This window comes from Oceanobacillus oncorhynchi, assembly GCF_000821065.1.
GTDB classification, from domain to species: Bacteria; Bacillota; Bacilli; order Bacillales; family Amphibacillaceae; genus Oceanobacillus; species Oceanobacillus oncorhynchi.
The window spans coordinates 117,966-141,658 of sequence record NZ_CDGG01000001.1; the positions used below are offsets into that span (position 1 = coordinate 117,966).

19 protein-coding genes are annotated in these 23,693 nt (G+C 40.4%); 15 read left to right on the forward strand and 4 right to left on the reverse strand.

The window, feature by feature from the left end; genetic code table 11:
• The first annotated feature begins 77 nt into the window (after nucleotides 1-77).
• The 4 genes from BN997_RS00590 to BN997_RS00605 all read left to right on the forward strand — a co-directional run bounded on the left by BN997_RS00590 (nucleotide 78) and on the right by BN997_RS00605 (nucleotide 6,053).
• Nucleotides 78-2,063, forward strand: a complete 1,986-nt coding sequence (locus tag BN997_RS00590; protein WP_042528705.1) for a DHH family phosphoesterase — start codon at nucleotides 78-80, stop codon at nucleotides 2,061-2,063.
• Entirely contained in the window at nucleotides 2,060-2,506 is a 447-nt protein-coding gene (gene rplI / locus BN997_RS00595; protein ID WP_042528708.1) for a 50S ribosomal protein L9, read from the forward strand. Before BN997_RS00590 ends, rplI begins: the two co-directional genes overlap by 4 nt.
• A gap of 99 nt (nucleotides 2,507-2,605) precedes the next feature.
• On the forward strand, nucleotides 2,606-3,970 hold the full coding sequence (dnaB, locus tag BN997_RS00600) for a replicative DNA helicase (RefSeq protein ID WP_042528710.1): 1,365 nt from the start codon (nucleotides 2,606-2,608) through the stop codon (nucleotides 3,968-3,970).
• A 472-nt stretch (nucleotides 3,971-4,442) separates the two neighbouring features.
• On the forward strand, nucleotides 4,443-6,053 hold the full coding sequence (locus BN997_RS00605) for a glutathione ABC transporter substrate-binding protein (RefSeq protein WP_042528712.1): 1,611 nt from the start codon (nucleotides 4,443-4,445) through the stop codon (nucleotides 6,051-6,053).
• A gap of 100 nt (nucleotides 6,054-6,153) precedes the next feature.
• Here the strand turns inward: BN997_RS00605 and BN997_RS00610 are convergent, their stop codons facing one another.
• The 4 genes from BN997_RS00610 to BN997_RS00625 are packed head-to-tail and all read right to left on the reverse strand — an operon-like array spanning nucleotide 6,154 to nucleotide 10,115.
• Nucleotides 6,154-7,176, reverse strand: coding sequence for an ABC transporter ATP-binding protein (locus BN997_RS00610; RefSeq protein ID WP_042528714.1), 1,023 nt, complete (start codon nucleotides 7,174-7,176; stop codon nucleotides 6,154-6,156).
• Nucleotides 7,151-8,197, reverse strand: a complete 1,047-nt coding sequence (locus BN997_RS00615; protein ID WP_042528716.1) for an ABC transporter ATP-binding protein — start codon at nucleotides 8,195-8,197, stop codon at nucleotides 7,151-7,153. Before BN997_RS00615 ends, BN997_RS00610 begins: the two co-directional genes overlap by 26 nt.
• A gap of 39 nt (nucleotides 8,198-8,236) precedes the next feature.
• Nucleotides 8,237-9,193 carry an ABC transporter permease gene (locus BN997_RS00620; RefSeq protein WP_042528717.1) on the reverse strand — a complete coding sequence of 319 codons (957 nt, stop codon included), beginning with the start codon at nucleotides 9,191-9,193 and terminating at the stop codon, nucleotides 8,237-8,239.
• Between the two features lie 16 nt (nucleotides 9,194-9,209).
• Complete coding sequence (locus BN997_RS00625) at nucleotides 9,210-10,115, reverse strand: ABC transporter permease (protein WP_042528720.1); 906 nt, start codon at nucleotides 10,113-10,115, stop codon at nucleotides 9,210-9,212.
• Between the two features lie 358 nt (nucleotides 10,116-10,473).
• Between BN997_RS00625 and BN997_RS00630 the strand changes: the two genes are divergently transcribed.
• The 11 genes from BN997_RS00630 (at nucleotide 10,474) to BN997_RS00680 (ending at nucleotide 23,556) form a co-directional block, all read left to right on the forward strand.
• Complete coding sequence (locus tag BN997_RS00630; protein WP_042528723.1) at nucleotides 10,474-11,001, forward strand: DUF2812 domain-containing protein; 528 nt, start codon at nucleotides 10,474-10,476, stop codon at nucleotides 10,999-11,001.
• Nucleotides 11,002-11,372: 371 nt separating this feature from the next.
• The gene (locus BN997_RS00635) at nucleotides 11,373-12,572 is read left to right on the forward strand and encodes a quaternary amine ABC transporter ATP-binding protein (protein ID WP_042528725.1); all 1,200 of its coding nucleotides are present in this window, start codon (nucleotides 11,373-11,375) and stop codon (nucleotides 12,570-12,572) included.
• Nucleotides 12,565-13,410 (forward strand): ABC transporter permease, encoded by an 846-nt coding sequence (locus tag BN997_RS00640; protein ID WP_042528727.1) that lies wholly within the window; start codon nucleotides 12,565-12,567, stop codon nucleotides 13,408-13,410. The genes BN997_RS00635 and BN997_RS00640 overlap by 8 nt, the downstream gene beginning before the upstream one ends.
• Nucleotides 13,411-13,504: 94 nt before the next feature.
• Nucleotides 13,505-14,401, forward strand: coding sequence for a glycine betaine ABC transporter substrate-binding protein (locus BN997_RS00645; RefSeq protein WP_042528729.1), 897 nt, complete (start codon nucleotides 13,505-13,507; stop codon nucleotides 14,399-14,401).
• A 332-nt stretch (nucleotides 14,402-14,733) separates the two neighbouring features.
• On the forward strand, nucleotides 14,734-16,023 hold the full coding sequence (locus BN997_RS00650; RefSeq protein WP_042528731.1) for an adenylosuccinate synthase: 1,290 nt from the start codon (nucleotides 14,734-14,736) through the stop codon (nucleotides 16,021-16,023).
• Between the two features lie 431 nt (nucleotides 16,024-16,454).
• A complete protein-coding gene (yycF, locus tag BN997_RS00655; RefSeq protein ID WP_042528733.1) occupies nucleotides 16,455-17,159 on the forward strand; it encodes a response regulator YycF in 705 nt (234 codons plus the stop codon).
• 6 nt (nucleotides 17,160-17,165) lie between these two features.
• Nucleotides 17,166-18,992 (forward strand): cell wall metabolism sensor histidine kinase WalK, encoded by a 1,827-nt coding sequence (gene walK, locus BN997_RS00660; protein ID WP_042528735.1) that lies wholly within the window; start codon nucleotides 17,166-17,168, stop codon nucleotides 18,990-18,992.
• Nucleotides 18,989-20,293 (forward strand): YycH family regulatory protein, encoded by a 1,305-nt coding sequence (locus BN997_RS00665; protein ID WP_042528737.1) that lies wholly within the window; start codon nucleotides 18,989-18,991, stop codon nucleotides 20,291-20,293. Before walK ends, BN997_RS00665 begins: the two co-directional genes overlap by 4 nt.
• Before the next feature lie 2 nt (nucleotides 20,294-20,295).
• Nucleotides 20,296-21,243, forward strand: coding sequence for a two-component system regulatory protein YycI (locus tag BN997_RS00670; RefSeq protein ID WP_042528739.1), 948 nt, complete (start codon nucleotides 20,296-20,298; stop codon nucleotides 21,241-21,243).
• Nucleotides 21,240-22,043 (forward strand): MBL fold metallo-hydrolase, encoded by an 804-nt coding sequence (locus BN997_RS00675; protein ID WP_042528741.1) that lies wholly within the window; start codon nucleotides 21,240-21,242, stop codon nucleotides 22,041-22,043. The genes BN997_RS00670 and BN997_RS00675 overlap by 4 nt, the downstream gene beginning before the upstream one ends.
• Nucleotides 22,044-22,338: 295 nt before the next feature.
• A complete protein-coding gene (locus tag BN997_RS00680) occupies nucleotides 22,339-23,556 on the forward strand; it encodes a S1C family serine protease (protein ID WP_042528743.1) in 1,218 nt (405 codons plus the stop codon).
• Nucleotides 23,557-23,693: the final 137 nt, after the last annotated feature.

Consider the following 23,693-nt stretch of genomic DNA (forward strand, 5'->3'; position numbering starts at 1 on the left):
TAAAATAATTGTTCGGTCTAAGAATAAGTACAGGAAAAAAACAGAAAGACTGTTGGACTTTGAAGGAGCTGAATGCCGTGCCAGATTTACAGAATAGACCAACATTAAGCAAGCATGTATGGATAATTTATATCTTTACATTTCTATTGCTTTTATATGTTTGGTACTATCAATGGATAGTTGGCTTAATAATGACAGTTGTCTACGCTGCTTCATTTTACTATAGTATTCGAACGGAAAGAGTGCTTCTGGATGAAGCGGAAGAATATATATCGACGATTTCTCATCGAGTGAAAAAAGTTGGTTCGGAAGCTTTATTAGAGATGCCGTTTGGAATTGTTCTATACAATGATAACTTTCAAATAGAGTGGTCGAACCCATTCATGAATCAGTTTAAAGCAAGCAAGGATACCATTATCGGTGAATCTCTTAATCAGTTATCGGAAGACCTAATCCCGATGATTATAGAGAACCGAGATGAAATATGGGTGGAAATTGGAGATTACACCTTTCTATGTGTGATAAAAAAGGAAGAGAAACTGCTCTATTTCCTTGATCGTACAGAGCATCAAAAACTGAAGGACCGTTACTATAATGAACAAACCGTACTTGCTATTATCTTCTTAGACAATTATGAAGAAATCACTCAAAATATGGATGATACAGCTAAGAGTCAATTGAACTCACAGGTGACGGCTGTTTTGAATAACTGGTCCAGTCATTATGGACTCTACTTGAAACGAACATCACAGGAACGATTTTTAGCTGTTGGGAATCTGGAAATTCTCGAAGAGCTGGAAAAAGTTAAATTCTCTATTTTAGATGAAGTCCGGGAAATGAAAGGATCTGAAAGCAACCCAGTCACATTGAGCATCGGGGTCGGTGCTGGAAACATGACGCTGCCGGAGATTGGTGAAGTAGCCCAGTCCAGCTTAGATTTAGCCTTAGGCCGGGGCGGCGATCAGGTGGCTATTAAGGATGAGAATGGAAAAGTACGTTTTTACGGCGGAAAGACCAACCCGATGGAAAAACGTACCCGTGTACGGGCACGAGTGATATCCCATGCGTTAAAAGAGTTGGTTCGTGCCAGTGATAATGTTATTATTATGGGACATAAATCACCTGATATGGATGCCATTGGTGCAGCTATCGGTGTATTAAATATTGCTAAAACAAATGATGTACCCGGTTATATTGTGTTTGATGAGAATGATGTGGAGACTGGTGTTTCCCGCTTGATAGACCGTATTCGTGAGGATGGAGAGCTTTGGGATCAATTCATCTCACCGGAAGAAGCAGAGGATCTCATGATTGATCAGCAGAGTTTATTGATCATTGTGGATACCCACAAACCGAGCATGGTTGCAGTAGAAAGCTTATTGAACTATACCGATTATAAAATTGTTATCGACCATCATCGCCGGGCAGAGGAATTTGTTGATAATCCTACGCTTGTCTATATGGAGCCTTATGCATCCTCCACAGCAGAGCTTGTGACGGAGCTCCTGGAGTATCAGCCCAAAGGAGTGAAGCTGAAAGTACTGGAAGCTACAGCACTTTTAGCTGGGATTATCGTTGATACGAAAAGTTTTACGCTGCGTACAGGCTCAAGAACATTTGATGCGGCTTCGTATTTAAGGTCACAAGGCGCTGACACGGTATTGGTCCAGCATTTACTCAAAGATGACTTAGAGGTATTTATCGAACGCAGCAATATTATTGAAAGAACACAAATTTATAATGACTATATTGCGATTGCGACAGCGCCGAGCGGAAGAGCATATAACCCTGTGCTGATTGCGCAAGCAGCGGATACCTTACTGTCTATGGTAGGTATCACGGCTTCCTTTGTTATTTCGGAAAGAGCAGACGGCAGAATCGGAGTCAGTGCACGGTCGCTGGGGGATGTCAATGTACAGGTCATCATGGAACAAATGAATGGCGGCGGACATTTAACCAATGCAGCAACGCAAATAGAAGACAAAACCATTGAGGAAGTCAAAGAAATGCTTGTTGAGATTATTGATGAGCTGGAGTATAAAAAAGGGAGAGATTCAGAATGAAAGTTATTTTCTTAAAAGATGTTAAAGGGAAAGCAAAAAAAGGCGAAGTGAAAAATGTTCCTGACGGCTATGCCCGTAACTTCCTGTTCAAAAATAAACTGGCAGAAGAAGCTACTTCCGGGAATCTGAAAGCACTTGATGCGAAAAAGAAAAAACAAGATCAATTAGAAATAGAAGAAAAAGAAAATGCCATTCAATTAAAAGACAAACTTGCTGATTTAACGGTTGAGCTGGAAGCAAAATCTGGAGAAAATGGACGTTTATTCGGTTCCATAACCAGTAAACAGATTTCAGAAGGATTAAATAAACAGCATGGCTATAAAATCGATAAGCGCAAGCTAGAATTAGATGAGCCAATCCGTGCGTTGGGTTACACAAATGTTCCCGTTAAATTACATCCGGAAGTATCTGGCTCTGTAAAGGTTCATGTAAAAGAAAAATAAATAGGATGACATTCGGAAATAAACAGAGGAAAAAGAAATTGGCAGAAAAATTGTGTGCCGATTTCTTTTTTCACTTAACTAGAATACGGAGGAGAGGTAATGAGTGCGTCTTTGAATGATCGTACACCACCGCATAATTTAGAAGCAGAGCAATCTGTTTTAGGCGCTGTTTTTTTGGAGCCGACCGCCTTTGTACAGGCTTCGGAAATTTTGATACCAGAAGATTTCTACCGTGCGAGCCATCAGCTTATTTTTACAGCGATGATGACCTTGTCTGAGCGCGGGGAACCGATTGATGTTGTAACAGTTACCACGTTTTTAAATGACCGGAAACAGCTGGAGGAAGCAGGCGGTGTCTCCTACTTAACAGAACTGGCAGAAAGTGTGCCGACTGCAGCTAACGTAGAGTATTACAGCAGAATTGTAGAAGAAAAATCAACCCTGCGCAGCTTGATTCGAAAAGCAACAGACATTGTGACGGCCTCTTTTGAAAAAGAAGATGAGGTTGAAGATGTTTTAAATGATGCAGAAAAAAGTATCCTGGAGGTTTCTGGACGAAAAAATTCAGGAGCTTTCAAAAATATAAAAGATGTCTTGATTGATGTATATGATAATATTGAACAGCTTCACCAGCAAAAAGGTGATGTAACAGGCGTTCCAACGGGTTTCTTGGACTTAGACCGCATTACATCAGGCTTTCAGCGGAACGATTTGATTATTATTGCGGCGCGTCCTTCCGTAGGGAAAACAGCCTTTGCATTAAACGTAGCGCAAAACGTTGCCGTAAAAACAGATGAAAATGTAGCTATTTTCAGTCTCGAGATGGGCGCGGATCAGCTCGTTCAGCGTATGCTTTGTGCGGAAGGAAATATTGACGCGCAGCGTTTAAGAAACGGACAGCTGCAAGCAGATGACTGGAGTAAGCTGACGATGTCGATGGGGTCCCTGTCGAATGCAGGAATTTATATTGATGATACGCCAGGCGTACGTGTCAATGAAATTCGTTCCAAGTGCCGGCGCCTGAAGCAGGAGCATGGGCTTGGGATGATTCTGATTGATTATTTGCAGCTCATCCAGGGAAGCGGCAGCTCGAAGGAAAACCGTCAGCAGGAGGTTTCCGAGATTTCCCGTGCGCTAAAAGCATTGGCCAGGGAGCTGGAAGTGCCATTGATTGCATTATCTCAGCTCTCCCGTGGTGTGGAGTCCAGGCAGGACAAGCGCCCAATGATGTCGGATATCCGTGAATCAGGAAGTATTGAGCAGGATGCGGATATTGTAGGTTTCTTATATCGTGATGATTATTATGATAAAGAGACAGAGAAAGAGAATATTATTGAGATTATTATTGCGAAGCAGCGTAATGGTCCAACAGGAACCGTAGAGCTAGCCTTTGTAAAAGAATATAATAAATTCGTGGACTTAGATCATCGTTATGGAGAGGGAGATATTCCGCCGGCGATGTAGATAATAGAGGTACTTTTGATTTTTCATATGAGAAAGTCTATTTCTGTGTCACTTAGATGAGACTGTTGAACGTATAATGGTCCAATAATGAATACTAGTGTGGGAAGAGGTGTCTTGTAAGATAGGCATCTCTTTTTTGTTTTATGAAAGGAAAATAGTAGTGCTTTCAGATGAATCGACAAAATAAGACAATGGAACTAGATTATTTTACAAGAAGTTAACAAATTAAAAAGAGTATAATGAGTGATTCTATGTTCTATGTAAAGCTATAAAAGACTGATATAGAGGGGAACAGACATGTATTTCTTTTCTGCTGGTAAATAGAGTGTAAGTGCTGGGATACAAATAGATTACAGTTATATTAAGATATTTCAAAATTTTAGTAAATTAATACTATTATTGAATTTATCTGGGAGATAGATTAGAATAGAGTAGTAAGACAAATATATTCTAATTTGAGGGGAGTACGAATATGAAATTGTCAAAAAAGTCTTTATTATTGCTAATTTTCGGTCTTTTACTTAGCGTTTTTTTGGTAGCGTGTGCAAGCGAACCAGATGAAGGCGGTAACAGCGATTCGGATGGAGAAGGCACTTCCGAAGAAGCTGCTGAGGGCGGCGAGCTTGTTATTGCCAACCAGTCAGATGTTGTTTCAATGGACCCGGCAGGTTCAAACGATACACCATCTAGTAACGTACAGGCAAATATCTTTGAAACACTTGTAACTTTAGATGAAAATATGGAATTACAGCCTGGTCTTGCTACAGAGTGGGAAGCAGTAGAAGATAATGTATGGGAGTTCAAATTACGTGATGATGTAACTTTCCATGATGGCTCGGAATTTAATGCGGAAGTAGTAAAAGCAAATATTGAACGTATTTTAGATGAAGATGTAGCTTCTCAGCGTTACTTCCTTTATGAAATGGTAGAGGATATAGAAGTAGTGGATGATTATACTGTACGTTTTACGACAGAATATCCATTTGCGCCATTCCCGGCACATATTGCACATAATGGCGGTGGAATGACATCGCTTGAAGTAATTGAGGCAGACTATGAAGCAATGGAAAATGGAGAAGAACCGGGAAGCTATATTAATGAGAACCCGATTGGTACAGGCTTCTTTAAATTTGATTCATGGAATTCAGGTTCTGAAGTTCGTTTAGTGAAAAACGAAGATTATTGGGGAGAGCCGGCTCACCTTGATTCCGTTGTATTTAAGGTTGTAAGTGAAGCGAATACGCGAGTAGCTGAGCTTGAAACTGGAGATTCACATATTATTGATCCTCTGGGACCAAGTAATATGGCTCAGGTTGAAAATTCAGAAGGAATCCATGTAGCACCGCAAGAAAGTGTCAGCGTATCTTATATTGGATTTAACGTAGAAAAAGAACCATTTGATGATCCGAATGTGCGTCAAGCAATCAATATGGCAATTGATAAAAGCCAGATTATTGATGGTATTTACGAAGGAGTTGGAATCCCGGCTGTTGGGCCATTAGCACCGGCAGTATATGGTTATGACGAGGATGCACCTGGTTTAGAATATGATTTAGAAGAAGCGAAGCAATTGTTAGCAGATGCGGGCTATGAAGATGGCTTCTCGACAACGCTTTGGACAAATGATACACAAGAGCGTATAGATGCTGCTACCAATGTTCAAGCTCAATTACAAGAATTGAATATTGATGTAGAGGTTGAAGTACTTGAATGGGGCACGTATTTAGAAAGAACAGCTCAAGGAGATCATGATATGTTTGTACTTGGCTGGTCTACTGTAACTGGGGATGCTGATTATGGATTATATCCATTATTCCATTCGGAGAATATCGGTGAGCCTGGTAACCGTTCTTTCTTACAAGATGAGGAATTAGATGAAATGCTTGAAGCTGCCCGCCGTGAAGGAGACGAAGAGACTCGTCTGCAGCTTTACAGTGACATTCAGGCAAAACTTACAGAGCTTGCGCCAATGCTTTATCTGCACCATCAAGAATTCTTGCTTGGTGTGAATGATAATGTACAAGGCTTAACGCAATCGCCAACTGGAATACTTCAATTACATGATGTATCTTTAAATCAATAATGAAATGAATAAACAGCTGTTTTTCTGATAGAGATAAGCAGCTGTTTTTTGTACATAAAAAAAGTCACATGATTCATATCATGTGACTTTTACAATATAATTACGCATTAACCGTCGGCTGATGTTCACCAGAACGGATAGCTTCCATATGGTGACAAGCTGCACGATGTCCGTCTTTCATACCTTCTGTGTTACGCAGTTCAGGCACCTTTGTACGGCAGATGTCCGTGGCAAAAGGACAGCGTGTGTGGAAGCGGCAGCCTTCAGGAGGATCAATCGGAGAAGGCACATCTCCTTTTAGCGTAATACGTTCTTTTTTGGCTTCCAAATCCGTACTAGGGATAGCAGAAAGAAGTGCTTTCGTGTACGGATGCATGTTATTGGTAAATAATGATTTTTTATCAGCTATTTCAACAACTTTTCCTAAATACATTACTATAATACGGTCAGAAATGTGACGTACAACACCTAAATCATGTGAAATGAAAAGATAAGTCAGTTTAAATTCACGCTGCAGCTTTTTCAGCAGATTGATAACCTGTGCCTGAATAGACACATCAAGTGCTGACACAGCCTCATCAGCAATAATTAATTTCGGATCAACAGACAGTGCTCGGGCAATCCCGATACGCTGTCGCTGCCCGCCGCTGAACTCGTGTGGATGCCGGTCAATCTGGTGGGCGCCAAGGCCTACTGTCTCCATCAACTCCTTCACACGATCATTTCTTTCATGTTTAGGAACCGCATTTTGAATTTCCATTGCTTCGGTTAAAATTTGCCGGACAGTGTGGCGGGGATTAATCGATGCATATGGATCCTGAAAAATAATCTGCATATCTTTACGAAATTTATTCATTTCTTTTTTATTTAGCTCAAGAATATTTGTACCATCAAATTCTACTTTTCCATCAGTAGGTTCATCTAATCGGAGAACAGCTCGTCCGGTTGTCGATTTTCCACAGCCAGATTCTCCTACGATACTTAGTGTTTCTCCTTCATACACTTCAAAGGAGATATCGTCTACTGCCTTTACGTGATTGACGGTGCGGCCAAAAAACCCGCCTTTAATCGGAAAATATTGTTTTAAGTCATCTACTTTAAGAAGTACTTTTTGATTGTTCATGAACGTTCACCTCCGGATCTCCGTCCCATTCATCAGAATAAATCCAGCAACGAATTTGATTACCCTCTTCATCCGTTTCTAAGTCAGGTAATTTATTTCGGCATAAATCGGTAGCAAATGGACATCTTGGCGCAAAACGGCAGCCCTGCGGCATATCAGCTGGACTTGGAACAGATCCTCTAATCACTGCTAAATCGCCATCTACGTCTTGGTCGTGTTGTGGAACAGATTGCATCAAACCAACGGTATATGGGTGTTTTGGTTCTGTAAATAAGGTCTTTTTATCGGTGAATTCGACCACTTTCCCGCAATACATAACGGCAACATAATCACAAGTTTCTGCCACAACGCCGAGGTCATGGGTAATTAATAAAATACCCATGTCCAATTTTTCTTGCAATTCTTTCATTAAATCTAAAATCTGTGCTTGAATTGTTACATCCAATGCGGTTGTTGGTTCATCAGCAATCAATAGATCTGGGTTACAGGCAAGCGCGATTGCGATCATCACACGCTGGCGCATCCCTCCAGATAACTCAAATGGATACTGATTGATACGTTTTTCTGGGGAAGGAATTCCTACCAGCTTTAACATCTCAATGGATTTCTTTTTTGCTTCCTTTTTGCCAAGACCTTCGTGAATGCGGAATGATTCACTGATCTGCTGGCCGACCGTAAAGGTAGGGTTCAAGGAAGTCATTGGTTCCTGGAAAATCATTGATATTTCATTGCCTCGAATTTTGCGCATCTGTGCTTCGCTCTTATCTAAGAGGTTTTCTCCTTTGAAGAGAATTTCTCCACCTTTAATCTTACCTGGTTCTTCGATAAGACGGAGAATAGATAAGGAAGTAATACTTTTTCCGGAACCAGACTCTCCAACGACACCAAGTACTTTTCCTTTTGGAATATTAAAGGAAACACCATCTACAGCCTTTACTTCTAAATCTTTTGTGAAGAAAGAAGTCTGTAAATTTTTAATTTCTAGTATATTATCATATGAAGGGTTTGGTGCACCTGTCATAGTAAGCAGCTCCTTTCGAAATCTTGTAATGCAAGAATACTAATCTAAATCAATCCGTTTGTTCAAGAATCTGTAAGCAACATCGACAATTAAGTTTACAAGAATGAAGAGAAGAGATGCGACCAAAACGGTTCCTTGAACAACCGGGAAATCACGGGCTTGGATAGAATCGATAATCAATTTTCCCATTCCATTAACGGCGAATACAGACTCTGTTAATACGGCTCCGCCAAGAAGTCCGCCAAATTGTAATCCAACTACGGTAACAATAGGGATTAATGCATTCTTTAATGCATGTCTATAAATAACGATTTGCTCTTTTACCCCTTTGGCACGGGCGGTTCGAATATAATCTGAGCCGATAACATCGAGCATGCTGGAACGTGTCATACGTGCAATAATGGCAGCACTTCCTGTACCTAATGTGATTACAGGTAAGACAATTTGGCTGAAGCTTCCCCAGCCGGAAGGACTGAACCATGCTGTGTTATTAAAGAAAGGTACCCAGGATGGCAAATCAATTCCAATTGCAAACCACTGAATTAACATTAACCCAAGCCAAAAGTTAGGCATCGATAAACCAAATAAAGCGACAATCATAATAGTAGTATCGATGGCTGTATATTTACGTGTAGCAGAAATAATACCTGCAATTAATCCTAAAAAAACAGCTAAGATGGTACTATAGATGGCAAGCTCAACGGTTACCCAGAATCGGGCCCCAATTTCGGCTGAAACATCTCTACCGCTTCGCATAGAGGTTCCTAAGTCGCCTTGGACTGCACTGGTTACATAATTAAGATACTGCGTGGGTAAAGGGTCATTTAAACCTAATCGTTCTCTGATATTTTCAATTTGTTCCTGTGGCGCACCTTCTCCAGCGATTACTTGTGCTGGATCACCCGGAACTAAATGCATCATGCTAAATACTAATATAGATACACCAATTAGGACGGGTATCGTTTGTAAAATACGTCGAATGATAAATTGAATCAAAATCGTTCACCTCTTTCTATTCTCTCGTTTTTGGATCAAATGCGTCACGTAATCCATCTCCAAGCATGTTAAATGCCAATACAGCTACGACAATAGCAAGCCCAGGAAATAACGCTACATGGGGTGCATTATATAAGTAATTTCGTCCATCACTTAACATGGCTCCCCATTCTGGTGTAGGAGGCTGTGCGCCCAATCCTAAGAAGGAAAGCCCCGCAGCTGACAGAATCGCTGTAGCAATACTTAACGTAGCCTGAACGATAATTGGAGAGGTGATATTAGGTAAAATATGTTTAAAAATAATTCTGGAATCACTGGCGCCCAGCGCTCTCATCGCATCAATATACTCCAGCTTTTTCACAGATAAAGTAGATCCACGAACAATTCTGGCAAATATCGGTACAGAGGAAACAGCAACCGCGATAACAACATTAACCATGCTTCCGCCTAAAACCGTAACGATCGTTAACGCTAATAGAATACTAGGGAATGCTAATAAAATATCCATGAAACGCATGATAATACTATCTATCCGTTTGCCGTAATAGCCTGCGATAATACCGAGAAATACGCCGGCAGTTGCTCCCAGTAAGATAGAGAAAAAACCTATCATCAGTGTTAATCCGGTGCCTTGGATTACCCTGCTGAATATATCTCTCCCAAAGTTATCTGTCCCAAACCAATGATCAGATGAAGGGGTAGCTAATTTATTGGTTACATCTTGATCGTATAGAGGGTCGTAGGGGGTTAAGTATGGGCCGATAAGAGCGATAATGATAAGTAAAATAATTAAAATTCCGCCGACAACAGCCGACTTATTTTTCTTCAGTTTATTAAAGACGCTTTTCCAGCTTTTAAGACGGGGATTAGGCTGCTTGACAGCTATCTCCGGCTTTTCAATATGTTCGTTTGAACGACTCATCGGTTTATTTCATCCTTTCTCTCGTGTTATAGGTCAGTCTCGATTATATCATGAAAAGACTTAGAGAAATATAAGTCATTTGAAAATCCTTAGAAAATGCATGGTTTTGGAAACTATCAAAAAACGGGAAGCGTTGGTATAAAAGGGTTTACGCAATTGGATAAAAAAGGAAACTATTTAAATTCGTAAAAATAGATTTAATATGAAAATTGTCATTAGTTAAAAAATGAAAGCGTTATCTTTTTGTTAATAAAATCATTTTTCTGTCATATTTTATGATTACTAGGAAGAATCGCGGGAAATCTTGTATAATGATACTAATTTAAATTTAGATGTCATTATACAGAGGTGAAAAATCATGAAAAAGAAATTAATTTGGAACCCTGCTAGATTTTTCTTTCATTATATAGGAACAGAAAAATTAGAAGCTCTTGCAAAGGAAGGATGGGTAGTAGAAAGGTTACGATTAGGCGGTCTGCTTTTTCAATTAACAGAAGATAAACCGAAAGAAGTACAATATCATCTGGAGTTTCAGCCTATTCAAAAGGTGGAGGAAGATACGCCGCCATTAGAAGAAGGTTGGGAGCTTGTCGATACAGTAGATTATACTCAAGTTTATCAAGGCTCATCGGAAGCGCTGCCGAAAGAAACGTCGTATGAACTGCTGCTGGGACAGTTGCGCCAAGAAGGGTATTCCCTCGGAAAATATACAATTATCTCAATTTTGTTTTTAGTGTCTTTCTTTATTTTACATATGAGAGCGGACTGGGCTTTGGTACAAATGATTCTGCTTGGCGGAATAATGATGCTGTCCATCACGGCTATTTTGATGCTGACTTTATATATTGTAAATAAGTTCCGACAGCATAATTTAAAAAATATGTAATATCGTGGTTTCAATTGTAACAAAATGGTAATTTTTCAGAAATAAATGTTACCAATTGTAAAATAAGTGAAGCATTTAAAAGTATACAGAAGGAAAAGGCAGGAAACGTCGATTTATATGGAATAGAAGGAATTTATTGCTTAAAACTATTAGAATACCGTAAAATAAGCGGTTTGAGGTTTAACAGGAACTTAATTATAATTAGTATTGTTGCCTTGAAACAGGTAAATACATCTATGTGGATGCCATAAAATAAATGAGTCAATCGTTGGTTCATTTATTTTTAATTTCAGCATAAATGGTTCGGGAGTACCAAAGATTATTTTAATTTTAGATGTACTACAAATCAAAACAAATAGAGAGGTGATTATATGGCAGTAGTAGAAGCAAAAAACCTGTCTAAAATCTTTGGTAAAAATATCGGCCAATCTATCAAAATGTTAGATCAAGGTATGTCCAAAGAAGAGATACTGAAAAAGACAGGTAATACTGTCGGGGTAAATCGTGCCAGTTTTTCAGTTGAAGAAGGCGAAATATTCGTAATAATGGGGCTTTCCGGAAGCGGGAAGTCAACCCTGGTTCGATTAATAAATCGATTAATCGAACCGAGCGAAGGATCTATTCTAATTGATGGAAAAGAACTGGCGACATTAGATAAAAAAGCATTAAGACAAGTACGTCGTGAAAAATTAGGAATGGTATTCCAGCAATTCGCACTTTTCCCGCACCGCACGATTTTACAGAACGCAGCGTTTGGTTTAGAGGTACAAGGAGTTGATAAATCGGAACGGGATAAAAAAGCGGAGGAATCCTTAAAGCTTGTTGGACTAGGTGATTATATGCATCAGAAGCCTGGCCAGTTATCAGGCGGTATGCAGCAGCGTGTAGGGCTGGCTCGTGCGCTAGCGAATGACCCAAAAGTATTATTAATGGATGAAGCTTTTTCTGCGCTTGATCCGCTTATCCGTAAAGAAATGCAGGATGAGCTGATTGATTTGCAATCCTCCATGAAGAAAACCATTATCTTTATTACACATGACCTGGATGAAGCGCTTCGTTTAGGGGATCGTATTGCGTTAATGAAGGATGGAGCTATCGTTCAAATTGGAACTCCAGAAGAAATTCTGATGAATCCTGCGAATGATTACGTTGAGAAATTCGTAGAGGATGTGGACCGCTCGAAGATACTTACAGCAAGCCATATTATGAAGCGGCCGGAAACAATCAATATAGCGAAGCACGGTCCGCGCGCAGCATTAGAAAGAATGCGCAGGGAAGGTATTTCCAGCATTCTCGTAGTGGATGAAAACCGCCGTTTACAGGGCTATGTGACAGCAGATGACGCTTCTGAGGCACGTAAAAAAGAAATAACAGATATTAAAGAAATTTTACAAACAGATATTTTAAGAGTAACCCCAGACACACCAATGCAAGATATTTTCTCCATGATCTATGATACGCCGGTTCCCATTGCAGTTGTAGAAGATAACGGGCGGTTAAATGGAATTATTGTTCGCGGTGCTGTATTAGCCGCGCTTGCAAATGATGGTGAGGTGAACTTAAATGCTTGATTTTATTGATCAAATACCTTTATCCGAATGGACAGAGACTGCGACAGATTGGATTCAAGATACCTTTGCCTTTCTTTTTGAACCAATCAAAGATCATCTTGGTAATTTTATGGATTTTGTATCTTCAGATGTTCTAGCAGGTATTCCGCCAATTATATTTATCTTGATTGTTGCTGTAATTGCGTTCTTTGTTTCTGGTAAAAAACTTGGATTAGCTGTATTTTCTATCGTGGGTCTATGGTTTGTTTATAACCAGGGGTTATGGGATGCGCTGATGTCTACAGTAACATTGGTTATTTTAGCAAGTTTACTATCTGTCATTGTTGGTGTTCCTGTAGGAATATTAATGGCAAAAAGCAAAATTGCTAATACGATTTTTACACCAATTCTGGACTTTATGCAAACCATGCCGGCATTCGTATATTTGATCCCGGCAGTAGCTTTCTTCGGAATCGGGATGGTTCCTGGTGTATTCGCATCCCTAATTTTCGCGACACCGCCGACGGTCCGTTTTACAAACTTAGGGATTCGTCAGGTTTCTAAGGATTTAATTGAAGCATCTGATGCATTTGGTACGACCGGATCACAGAAACTATTTAAGGTAGAACTGCCTATGGCAAAAGGAACCATCATGGCTGGTATTAACCAAACAGTTATGCTTGCGCTGTCTATGGTTGTTATCGCGTCAATGATTGGTGCGCCGGGGCTTGGAAGTCAAGTGCTTTCTTCTCTTCAACGTGCGTCTGTCGGTACCGGATTTGTGGCTGGTATCGGAATCGTTATTTTAGCGATTATTATTGACCGTATTACACAAAATATGAATAAAGGAAAAGAATAAATTTGTGTGGCAATCTTTTTATGAGGGAGGCTATCCCCTCTCATGAAAAGTGTCTATATAGAAAACAAAATTTAAGAAAAGGGGAGTTTTAATTATGTCTAAATGGAGTCTTAAGCGTGCTGGACTTATCGGTTCATTAGCACTTGGACTAGTTGTTGCCGGCTGCGGAAGTGATGACAGCAATGGCGGAGATGATGATTCTGCAGAAGGCGGAGTAGAGGGAGACATTGATTTAGCCTATGTAGAATGGGATACGGAAGTAGCTTCCACACATGTTGTAGCTAAAGTATTAGAAGATGTAGGCTATGATGTTACAACGACACCGCTTGATAATGCGGTTATGTGGGAAGCTGTTGCAACTGGTGAAGCAGATGGGATGGTAGCTGCATGGTTACCTGGAACACATGCGGAACAATTCGAAGCTTATGGCGATCAAGTAGAACAGCTTGGACCTAACTTAGAAGGAGCAGCAATTGGTCTTGTTGTACCTGAATACATGGATGTAGATTCGATTGAAGATCTTACAGATGAAGCTGGTCAAACGATTACAGGTATTGAACCGGGTGCAGGTGTTGTAAACGCCGCAGAAAATGCTGTAGAAGAATATGATAATCTGGAAGACTGGACTGTACAGACTTCTTCCAGCGGTGCAATGGCAACAGAATTAGGTAATGCAATTGATAATGAAGATGATATTGTTGTAACTGGCTGGTCTCCGCATTGGAAATTCCAAGCCTATGATTTAAAATATCTTGATGATCCAGACGGCGTATTTGGTGAGGCAGAAACCATTGAAACAATGGTTCGTGAAGGACTGGAAGAGGACGCTCCAGAAGCATATCAAGTATTAGATAACTTCTATTGGGAAACAGATGACATGGAAGAAGTAATGCTTGATATTAATGAAGGTGCAACACCAGAAGATGCTGCAGCTGACTGGGTAGAAGCGAATCAAGATAAAGTAGATGAATGGACAGAAGGTATTGAATAATTCATTTTGTCTGCTCAGAGAGGCAGCTCCAAATTATGTTGGGGCTGCTTTTTCTATGTTTATAGGTGAAAACCGAACTTTACTTTGCCTTTTACATTATTAAGTTCGTTTTTCTTTAACAAAAACGATAAAAAAGACGAATGAAGCGAATGATAAAGTCAAAATGAAAAAGTAATGTTCGTGTTTTACATTGACGTGTCTTTTTATTACTGATAAAATACTACGTGGTAAGTGAAAAGCAAATGTTGATAAGTAATTGTGCTGTTATGATGAATAAAAAATTCATGCAGGGCAAGAATCTTCATATATAAAACCAATTTTGGAGGTGCACGATGTCCTCAGTAGTAGTTGTAGGTACGCAATGGGGAGATGAAGGGAAAGGTAAAGTTACTGATTTCTTATCTCAAAATGCAGAAGTAGTTGCTCGTTATCAAGGCGGAAATAACGCTGGTCATACGATAAAATTTGATGATGTAACATACAAGTTACATTTGATTCCATCTGGGATTTTCTTTAGCGAGAAGACATGTGTTCTTGGAAACGGAATGGTTATCGATCCTAAAGCATTTGTAGAGGAAGTTGCTTATTTACATGAGCGCAATGTTTCTACAGAAAATCTTCGTATCAGTAATCGTGCGCATGTGATTCTTCCTTATCACTTGAAGCTGGATATTCTTCAAGAGGAAGAAAAAGGCGAAAATAAAATCGGTACGACGAAAAAAGGAATCGGCCCTGCTTATATGGATAAAGCAGCACGTGTCGGTATCCGCATTGCTGATTTAATGGACAAAGAAGTATTCCACGGGAAATTAGTGCAGAACTTAAAAGAAAAGAATCGTTTATTCGAAAAAGTATATGAGTCTGACCCCATGCTGGTAGAAGATATTCTCGATGAATATTTTGAATATGGACAGCAAATGGCTCCTTATGTTGTAGATACATCGGTTGTGTTAAACGATGCAATTGATGAAGGAAAACGTGTCCTGTTCGAAGGCGCACAAGGGGTTATGCTTGATATTGACCAAGGTACGTATCCATTTGTAACATCTTCTAACCCGATTGCCGGCGGTGTAACTATCGGTTCTGGTGTAGGGCCTTCCAAAATCAATCATGTCGTAGGTGTGTCAAAAGCATATACAACACGCGTTGGTGATGGTCCTTTCCCAACAGAATTACATGATGAAATAGGAAACCAAATTCGTGAAATTGGCCGTGAGTATGGTACAACAACAGGCCGTCCGCGCCGTGTAGGCTGGTTTGATAGCGTTGTTGTCCGTCATGCCCGCCGTGTGAGCGGAATTACAGATTTATCTCTCAACTCAATTGATGTATTAACAGGTATTGAAACATTGAAAATCTGTGTTGCCTATCGCTACAAAGGGGAAGTCATCAAAGAATTCCCGGCAAGCTTAAAAGCATTAGCAGAATGTGAACCGGTATATGAAGAAATGCCAGGCTGGACAGAGGATATTACCGGAGTGAAGACATTGGATGAACTTCCAGCCAATGCGCGCCACTACCTAGAGCGGATTTCTCAGCTGACAGAAATTCCATTATCCATCTTCTCTGTAGGCCCAGATCGTTCGCAGACAAATGTCGTAAGAAGCGTGTACCGTCCATAATAAACTAAGAAATGTATTAAAAAAGAGCTGATGATGAAAATCAGCTCTTTTTTGCATGTGAAGAAACTGTAAAGAATTTAAGGAAAAATCATATCCAAATTCCCCCAATCTCTATCTTTCTGTTCTGCCTACAAGACATAAACGCGAATTTACGTTAAAATAGAAGGAAGCAATTTGTCTAGAAAATCAGGTTGTATAAAGAATTGCAATTATAGGTTAACTGATTTCATGTTATACTTTCGTTATTTACAATAAAGAGAAAATGAGATTTTAAAATATAAACTGGCGGGAGAAAAAGCCGGGGACATCTAAGAAAAAATATTTTTAGGGGCAGTAAGCCTACCCCTATGAAATTATGGAAGCGCCTCTCACTTATCTGTCTCCCTGTATGGATAATAAAGAATTATAACTAAAAAAAGGATGTGCAAGCAATGAGTCAAAAAATATTAGTTGTCGATGATGAACAGCCAATTGCTGATATATTACAATTTAATTTAGAAAAAGAAGGATACCAGGTAGTGGTAGCGAATGATGGCGATACTGCAATTGAACTTGCAGAAACAGAGCGTCCTAATCTTATTCTATTGGATATTATGCTTCCTGGAAAAGACGGAAATGAAGTATTGCGTGAGGTACGTAAAACACAAAGTGTCCCTGTGATTATGCTGACTGCAAAAGATGCTGAAATCGATAAGGTGCTCGGATTAGAGCTTGGTGCAGACGATTATGTGACCAAACCATTCAGTAATCGTGAATTAATTGCGCGCGTGAAAGCAAATCTGCGTCGTGAAAATGTACCTGCAGAGGAGCCGTCAAAAACAACCAAGGATATTGTGATTGGCGATTTAGTCGTCCATCCCGATGCATATGTTGTTTCCCGCAAAGGCGTAGAGATTGAATTAACTCACCGTGAATTTGAATTATTACATTATTTAGCACGCCATATTGGACAAGTTATGACACGTGAACACTTATTGGAAACCGTATGGGGCTATGATTATTTTGGTGATGTGCGTACGGTTGATGTAACGGTTCGCCGTCTGCGTGAAAAAATTGAAGAAAATCCTAGCAACCCATTATGGATTGTCACAAGAAGAGGTGTCGGCTATTATTTGCGCAGTCCTGAACAGGAGTAAGGCAATATGAATAAAGTTGGTTTTTTTAGATCAATCCAGTTAAAGTTTATTATTATTTATATCCTTCTGTTGATTTTAGCTGTACAGGTTATCGGCTCTTTTTTTACACAACGGCTAGAACAAGAATTAACGGATACGTTTAAGGCATCAATCACGGAGCGTGTGGAGATGTTGAGCTATAATCTGGAACAAGCTTTTGCGAGAGAGCGTTCGGAAGACGAGCCGAGTTTAGAGCAGGAAATTCAATCCATCATTGATGATGTGAATACCGAGAATGTAGCGACAACCATTTATGTTTATGATCGTCAGGGCAGGATTCTCGGGACAAACCAGATTGATGAGCAGGGAGAGGTCGGCAAGAAATCTACAGATATCGATGTACAGAATACGATCTTTTTTGAACAATCCCAGCGGAGTACGTATTTTGACCGGCAAACCGACAGCAGAGTGCATGTCCATGTGGAGCCGCTGATTGGAAATGGAGAGGCAGTTGGAGCGGTGCAGTTCACTGCTTCTTTGGAAGAGGTCTATGACCAAATCGAAGGAATCAATAATATCTTCCTGCAGGGTTCTGTTTTGGCGATAAGTATCTCTGCCATCCTCGGGGTACTCGTGGCGCGTACAATTACCAAGCCAATCAAGGAAATGCGTGAGCAAGCACTGATTATGTCGAATGGAGACTTCACACAAAAACTGGACGTCTATGGACGGGATGAAATTGGACAGCTTGCCGAAACCTTTAATGATTTAAATAGCAGGCTGAAGCATTCTTACGCTACGATTGAAGAAGAGCGAAGGAAGCTGAGCTCTGTTCTTTCGTATATGAGTGACGGGGTAATCGCAACCGATCAGACGGGAGCAGTCACATTGATGAATGATGCTGCGGCCAGAATGATTGGCTCCAATCCGGATGATATGATTGGAGATGATCTCATCGATGTGCTTAACCTGGAAGAGAAAATTGTCGATATTAGCAAGCTGTCCGACAGCGGTTCGATGATTATCGATTTCAGTGATGAAGAAACGCCGTTTATCATACGTGCAAACTTTTCGACAGTTGTGGATGAGGAAGAAGAAGTGACAGGGTTTATTACTGTTATCAGCGATGTTACGGAGCAGGAGAAAATGGAACAAGAGCGAAGAGACTTTGTATCGAATGTATCTCATGAACTCCGCACGCCGCTGACGACCATGAAAAGCTACTTAGAAGCATTGTCTGACGGTGCTTGGGAAAATAAAGAAATTGCGCCGCGCTTTTTAGAGGTTACACAGAAGGAAACGGACCGGATGATCCGGATGGTAAATGATCTGCTGCAGCTGTCTAAAATGGATTCAGATGAATTGCCGATGCATAAAGAAAGAACAGAATTCATGGGTTATGTACATCAGGTCCTTGATCGTTATGAAATGAATTTGCCGGAAACGATTACGCTGGAGCGCCAGATACCAAAAGGAAAATCGTTTGTATGGATGGACCGGGATAAGGTAACACAGGTATTTGATAATATTATTACCAATGCTTTTAAATACTCGCCAGAAGGTGGAAAAGTGCGTGTGAATCTGGATGTAAGACGTCATATGGTCATTATCAGTATTCAGGATGAAGGAATGGGGATTCCATATGACAAGCTCGATAAAATATTTGATCGTTTCTACCGCGCCGACCGCGCCAGAACAAGAAAATTTGGCGGAACCGGTCTTGGTTTAGCAATTACAAAAGAACTTGTTGAGGCTCATCATGGAAAGATTTGGGCCCAAAGTAAAGAAGGACGCGGTACGACAATCCTATTTACCTTGCCACTCATGGGCTCGAAGCGGGGGAGAGGCAGATGAAATTAGAGACTGCAAAATCATTATTGCTGATTATTTTAATAGGAACGAGTCTGGTTCTCACGTTCGGGATGTGGAATTATCAGGCGGAATACAGGCCATTAAACGATGTCGAATCGATTGATGAAGTAGATCTGGGCGGTGAAGAACAGGAGATAAGTGATCTTGTAAAGCCGAATGATGTGGTTTTTAAAATGAACGGCGAATTCTCCAGCTATAAGGAACCAGAGGATAGTATGCAGTTTTTTGAAGATATCCGGCAATGGGAATTGACGGATATACAAAGGAATGATTTAGAAGAAGACACTGAATCTGGTGCAGAAGTAGAAATTATTTTCCCGACGGAGGTCCCGTTATCTTTGTTCGATACGATCTTAAATGTCGACAGTACATTGACGAATAACACGAATTTCTATGTGGATCGATTTTCCATCGAGCTGCAGGAAGAGGAAGAGGTTTTACACGTTCAATTTGTTTCAGCAGACAGGGAAGAAGTTGTGGAAGGTACGATCTACTCCAGAACGAGCTATGACGAGCTGCTGTCGATATTTGGGGAGCTGACGGAAGATGAGTATGAGGAAAAACAGTTATTGACCGATGCAGCCAGAGATATTTATATTCCAAAGGAAAAGAAAGCATTAACGTCTTATACGTATACCTTCGACTCCATTGAAGCGGTCGATATCAGAAATATTATGTTCAGCAACCCGAATGTAGTCAGTGTATCAGAGACAGCTCCTGGATCGATTATGTATCGGACAGATAATAGACAATTAAATATTGCCGGCTACGGGATGCGGTTTATTGATGTTGCGGAAAGAAATACGGAGCAGGTGGATAACAGCGTTTTACAGCAAAGCTTAAATAATATTAACGCACATCGAGGCTTTACAGGAGATTATCGCTTAGAAGGCTTTACAGAAGATAGTATTGCTTACCGGATGTATCAATTTGAATATCCTGTTGTGAATAATTCATATATGGATTTATCTACCATCTATCAGGAATGGCAAAATGATCAATTAAGCAAATATAATCGTTCTCTGGTATCGCTCAATACCGTGGTCAATACCTCGGAAAAAGAGTTGAGGAGCGGCGAAGAGATTATGAACAGCATTCAGCAAAATGAAAATACAGCAGATATCCAAGATGTTCAGATTGCCTACCGTTTAACGATTGAAACCGATGATAATGGAGATTATGTGCTTTTAGAGCCTAATTGGTATCAGAAAGTAAATAACAGCTGGTCAGTGGTACCAGAGCCAAATACAAACACACAGCAAAACTTAGAAGGAGGAAGTTGAGAATGCAATGGTCACATATTAAAACGCTGTTTATTCTCAGTTTCCTTGTCTTAAATATTTATTTGCTATTTCAATTTATTGATAAGCAGCAGGATATGGATATTCCAGAGCTGGAGGTTAATGATTTGAATCTGGACGAGCAGCTGGATCAAGAAAATATTACTGTTTCTGCAGACACTGATTTTGAAGTTCCTGAGCTGAGCTATATTTCATCCACTCAAAAGGAATTTACCCAAACGGAAATTAGGGAATTAAATGATATAGATGATATCGATGCGGCGAAGAGTGTGGATAATAAGTTGTTAACTGTGGAATTTTCTTCACCATTGGAGATTCCGGAAAATTTGGAGCGGGGAGATTTGTCTGATTTGGTCAGCCCGTATGTTTTAAATACTTCTGAATTCAGTTTTGGCACATGGAATCATGATTTAAATATTATCGTCTTCTATCAAAATAAAGAAGGATACCCGCTTTATTTAAATCAGCATGCAATGCTCACTTTTTATGTGAATGATGATAGAGAGATTACGCATTATACGCAAACGATGGTCGGTGACGCAAGTACACAGGGGAGCACCAGCTTAAATACACCTAAGATTGCCATTGGTACGCTTCTTCAAAATCGCTTTTTAAATGCCGAAGAAGAAGTGACAAATGTCACGTACGGGTATTATTCCAGAATTGATGAAGAAGGAGAAGGGACGCAGGTGTTTGCACCCACATACAAAATCACGGTAGCTGAAGAAGATGAGGAAAATGATTATTTTGTCAATGCTGCAGAGTCCTTTACGTATCCGGGAAATTATACGGAATATTTTACAACAAAGATGTTTGAGGAAAATTATTTACAAAAGCTTTATTCCATGTCGGAGGATGATGAGGAAATAGCGGATGACCTAATTTCCATTATAGAGGATAAGATTGAGCCTTATAGGAGTGAGCCAGAATGAGTTTACGTTTTAGTGTGCTTGCCTCAGGCAGCACAGGCAACGCCTTTTATATCGAAACAGAACAACAGCGTTTACTAGTAGACGCCGGATTAAGCGGAAAAAAGATGGACGGGCTGTTTAAGGGAATTGATGTCGATCCGTCACGTCTTGACGGGATTCTGGTAACACATGAGCATAGCGACCACATTAAAGGTCTGGGCATTTTTGCGCGAAAGTATCAGCTGCCCATCTATGCAAATGAAAAAACATGGCAGGCAATGGAGTCTTCTCTCGGAAAGCTGACCATCGACCAAAAATTTCAGTTTGATATGGGATCCGTTCGAAGCTTTGGAGATATCGAGGTCGAATCATTCGGTGTGTCTCATGATGCGGCAGAGCCAATGTTTTACACCTTCCGCAATAACGGACAGAAAGTAGCGCTTGTGACGGATTTAGGATACGTATCCGAACGTATTAAAAAAACGGTCGAGGACGCAGACGCTTATATTTTTGAAGCAAATCATGATGTGGAGATGCTTAGGATGGGACGCTATCCATGGAATGTAAAACGACGCATCTTAGGAGACTCCGGACATATTTCCAATGAGGATTCCGGGCTTGCTTTAACCGATGTTATTTCTAACCGTACGAAGCGGATTTACCTGGCTCACCTGAGTCTGGATAATAATATGAAAGACCTGGCGCGTATGTCTGTCAATCAAGTTCTGACCGAGCGCGGAATCGATGTAGAGCTGCATGACACTGATCCGGAAGCGCCAACGCCATTATATGATGTCGGCGCTGTAACCGAGCGTGTATAAAGAAAATAAAGTAATGATCAAAGATACAGAGGTCTGTAATGGGATAAAAATTTCATTTGTGCATAAACTGAAATTAATTCCCTCTTGCAGACCTCTGTTTTGAATTCTGGAGGCTGAGCTCGGAGCCCATGGAAAGCGTAGTGTATTTCTGTAGCGGTCGCTTACAGCAAATTTATATCTAGTATGTTACCGATAGACTTTGGTGAAGAGCAGAATTAATAAAGAGCAATTTTGTGTTAGTAATAAATGTATTTAGGGAATATGTAGGTAGATGAATCGATAAGGAGAAGGATATATGGAATATAATGACCAACCGAATCAGCCGCAGCCAGGACCGGATAAAAAGAATAAAGGAAAATGGCTTATCCCCTTACTGCTAGGTATTATTATTGGCGGAATCCTCGTGTTGCTTATAAATCCTGATTTTCTTCGTAATGAGAATACAGCGCAAATCAGCCCTGCTGGTGAAGAAGAAAACAATGAGAACGCTGACAGTAACGGGATTTTGGAAGACCAGCCGATGCAGGTAGATGTTTCTACTCAGCTGACAGAGATTATTGAACAAGTAACCCCCGCAGTAGTCGGTATAACTAATATTCAGCAGAATGTTTCTTGGGGAGCCGAAGCGGATGGGATTGAGGCCGGAACAGGATCAGGCGTCATTTATAAGGTAGAAGACGGAGAAACCTATATTGTGACGAACCACCATGTTATTGAAGATGCGGACAGCGTAGAAGTGATTTTGCATGATGAGACACATATGGAAGCAGAAATCATCGGCAGTGATTTATTTACAGATTTAGCAGTACTTAAAATGGATAATGAGAATGAAGATACGCCAATGGAAATCGGAACCTCCGAGAGTTTGAAGGTAGGCGAACCGGCCATTGCTATCGGAAACCCGCTGGGAGCATACTTATCAAGCACTGTTACGCAGGGCGTCATCAGCGGGATGGAGCGCACCATTCCAATGGATTTTAACTTTGACGGGCAGCCCGATTGGCAGGCTGAAGTTATCCAGACAGACGCAGCGATTAATCCGGGAAATAGCGGCGGAGCATTGATAAATTTATACGGGCAATTGATCGGTATTAATTCTATGAAAATTAATGAGGAAGCGGTAGAAGGAATTGGTTTTGCCATTCCAATCGACAGTGCCATTCCTGTGATTCAGGAATTAGAGGAAAATGGAGAAGTCGTCCGTCCATTCTTAGGTGTAGAAATTTATTCGATTGAGGAGCTGCCTCAATATGAATGGAGAAACACATTGCAGCTGCCGGTGGAAGTTGAGGGCGGTGTGTATGTATGGAGCGTAGAAAACTTATCGCCAGCTGATGAAGCAGGTATTCAACAATATGATGTCATCGTCGCATTGGATGGTGTGCCTGTGCATAACACGATTGACCTGCGGAAAATCCTTTACGAAGAGAAAGAGGTTGGAGAAGTCGTAACCATTGATTATTACAGGGACGGCGAGTTAATGCAGACAGAGTTGGAATTAGAAATTCAATAAAAGCTAGAAAAGAATGGATGAAAGGGTATCCATTCTTTTTTTAGTTTTTATCCACAGAAATATAGAATTATGCACAAACGGTGGATAAGAAAGGAATGAGATTCTATATTTGGTGTGGAAAATATGTTCCTATACTA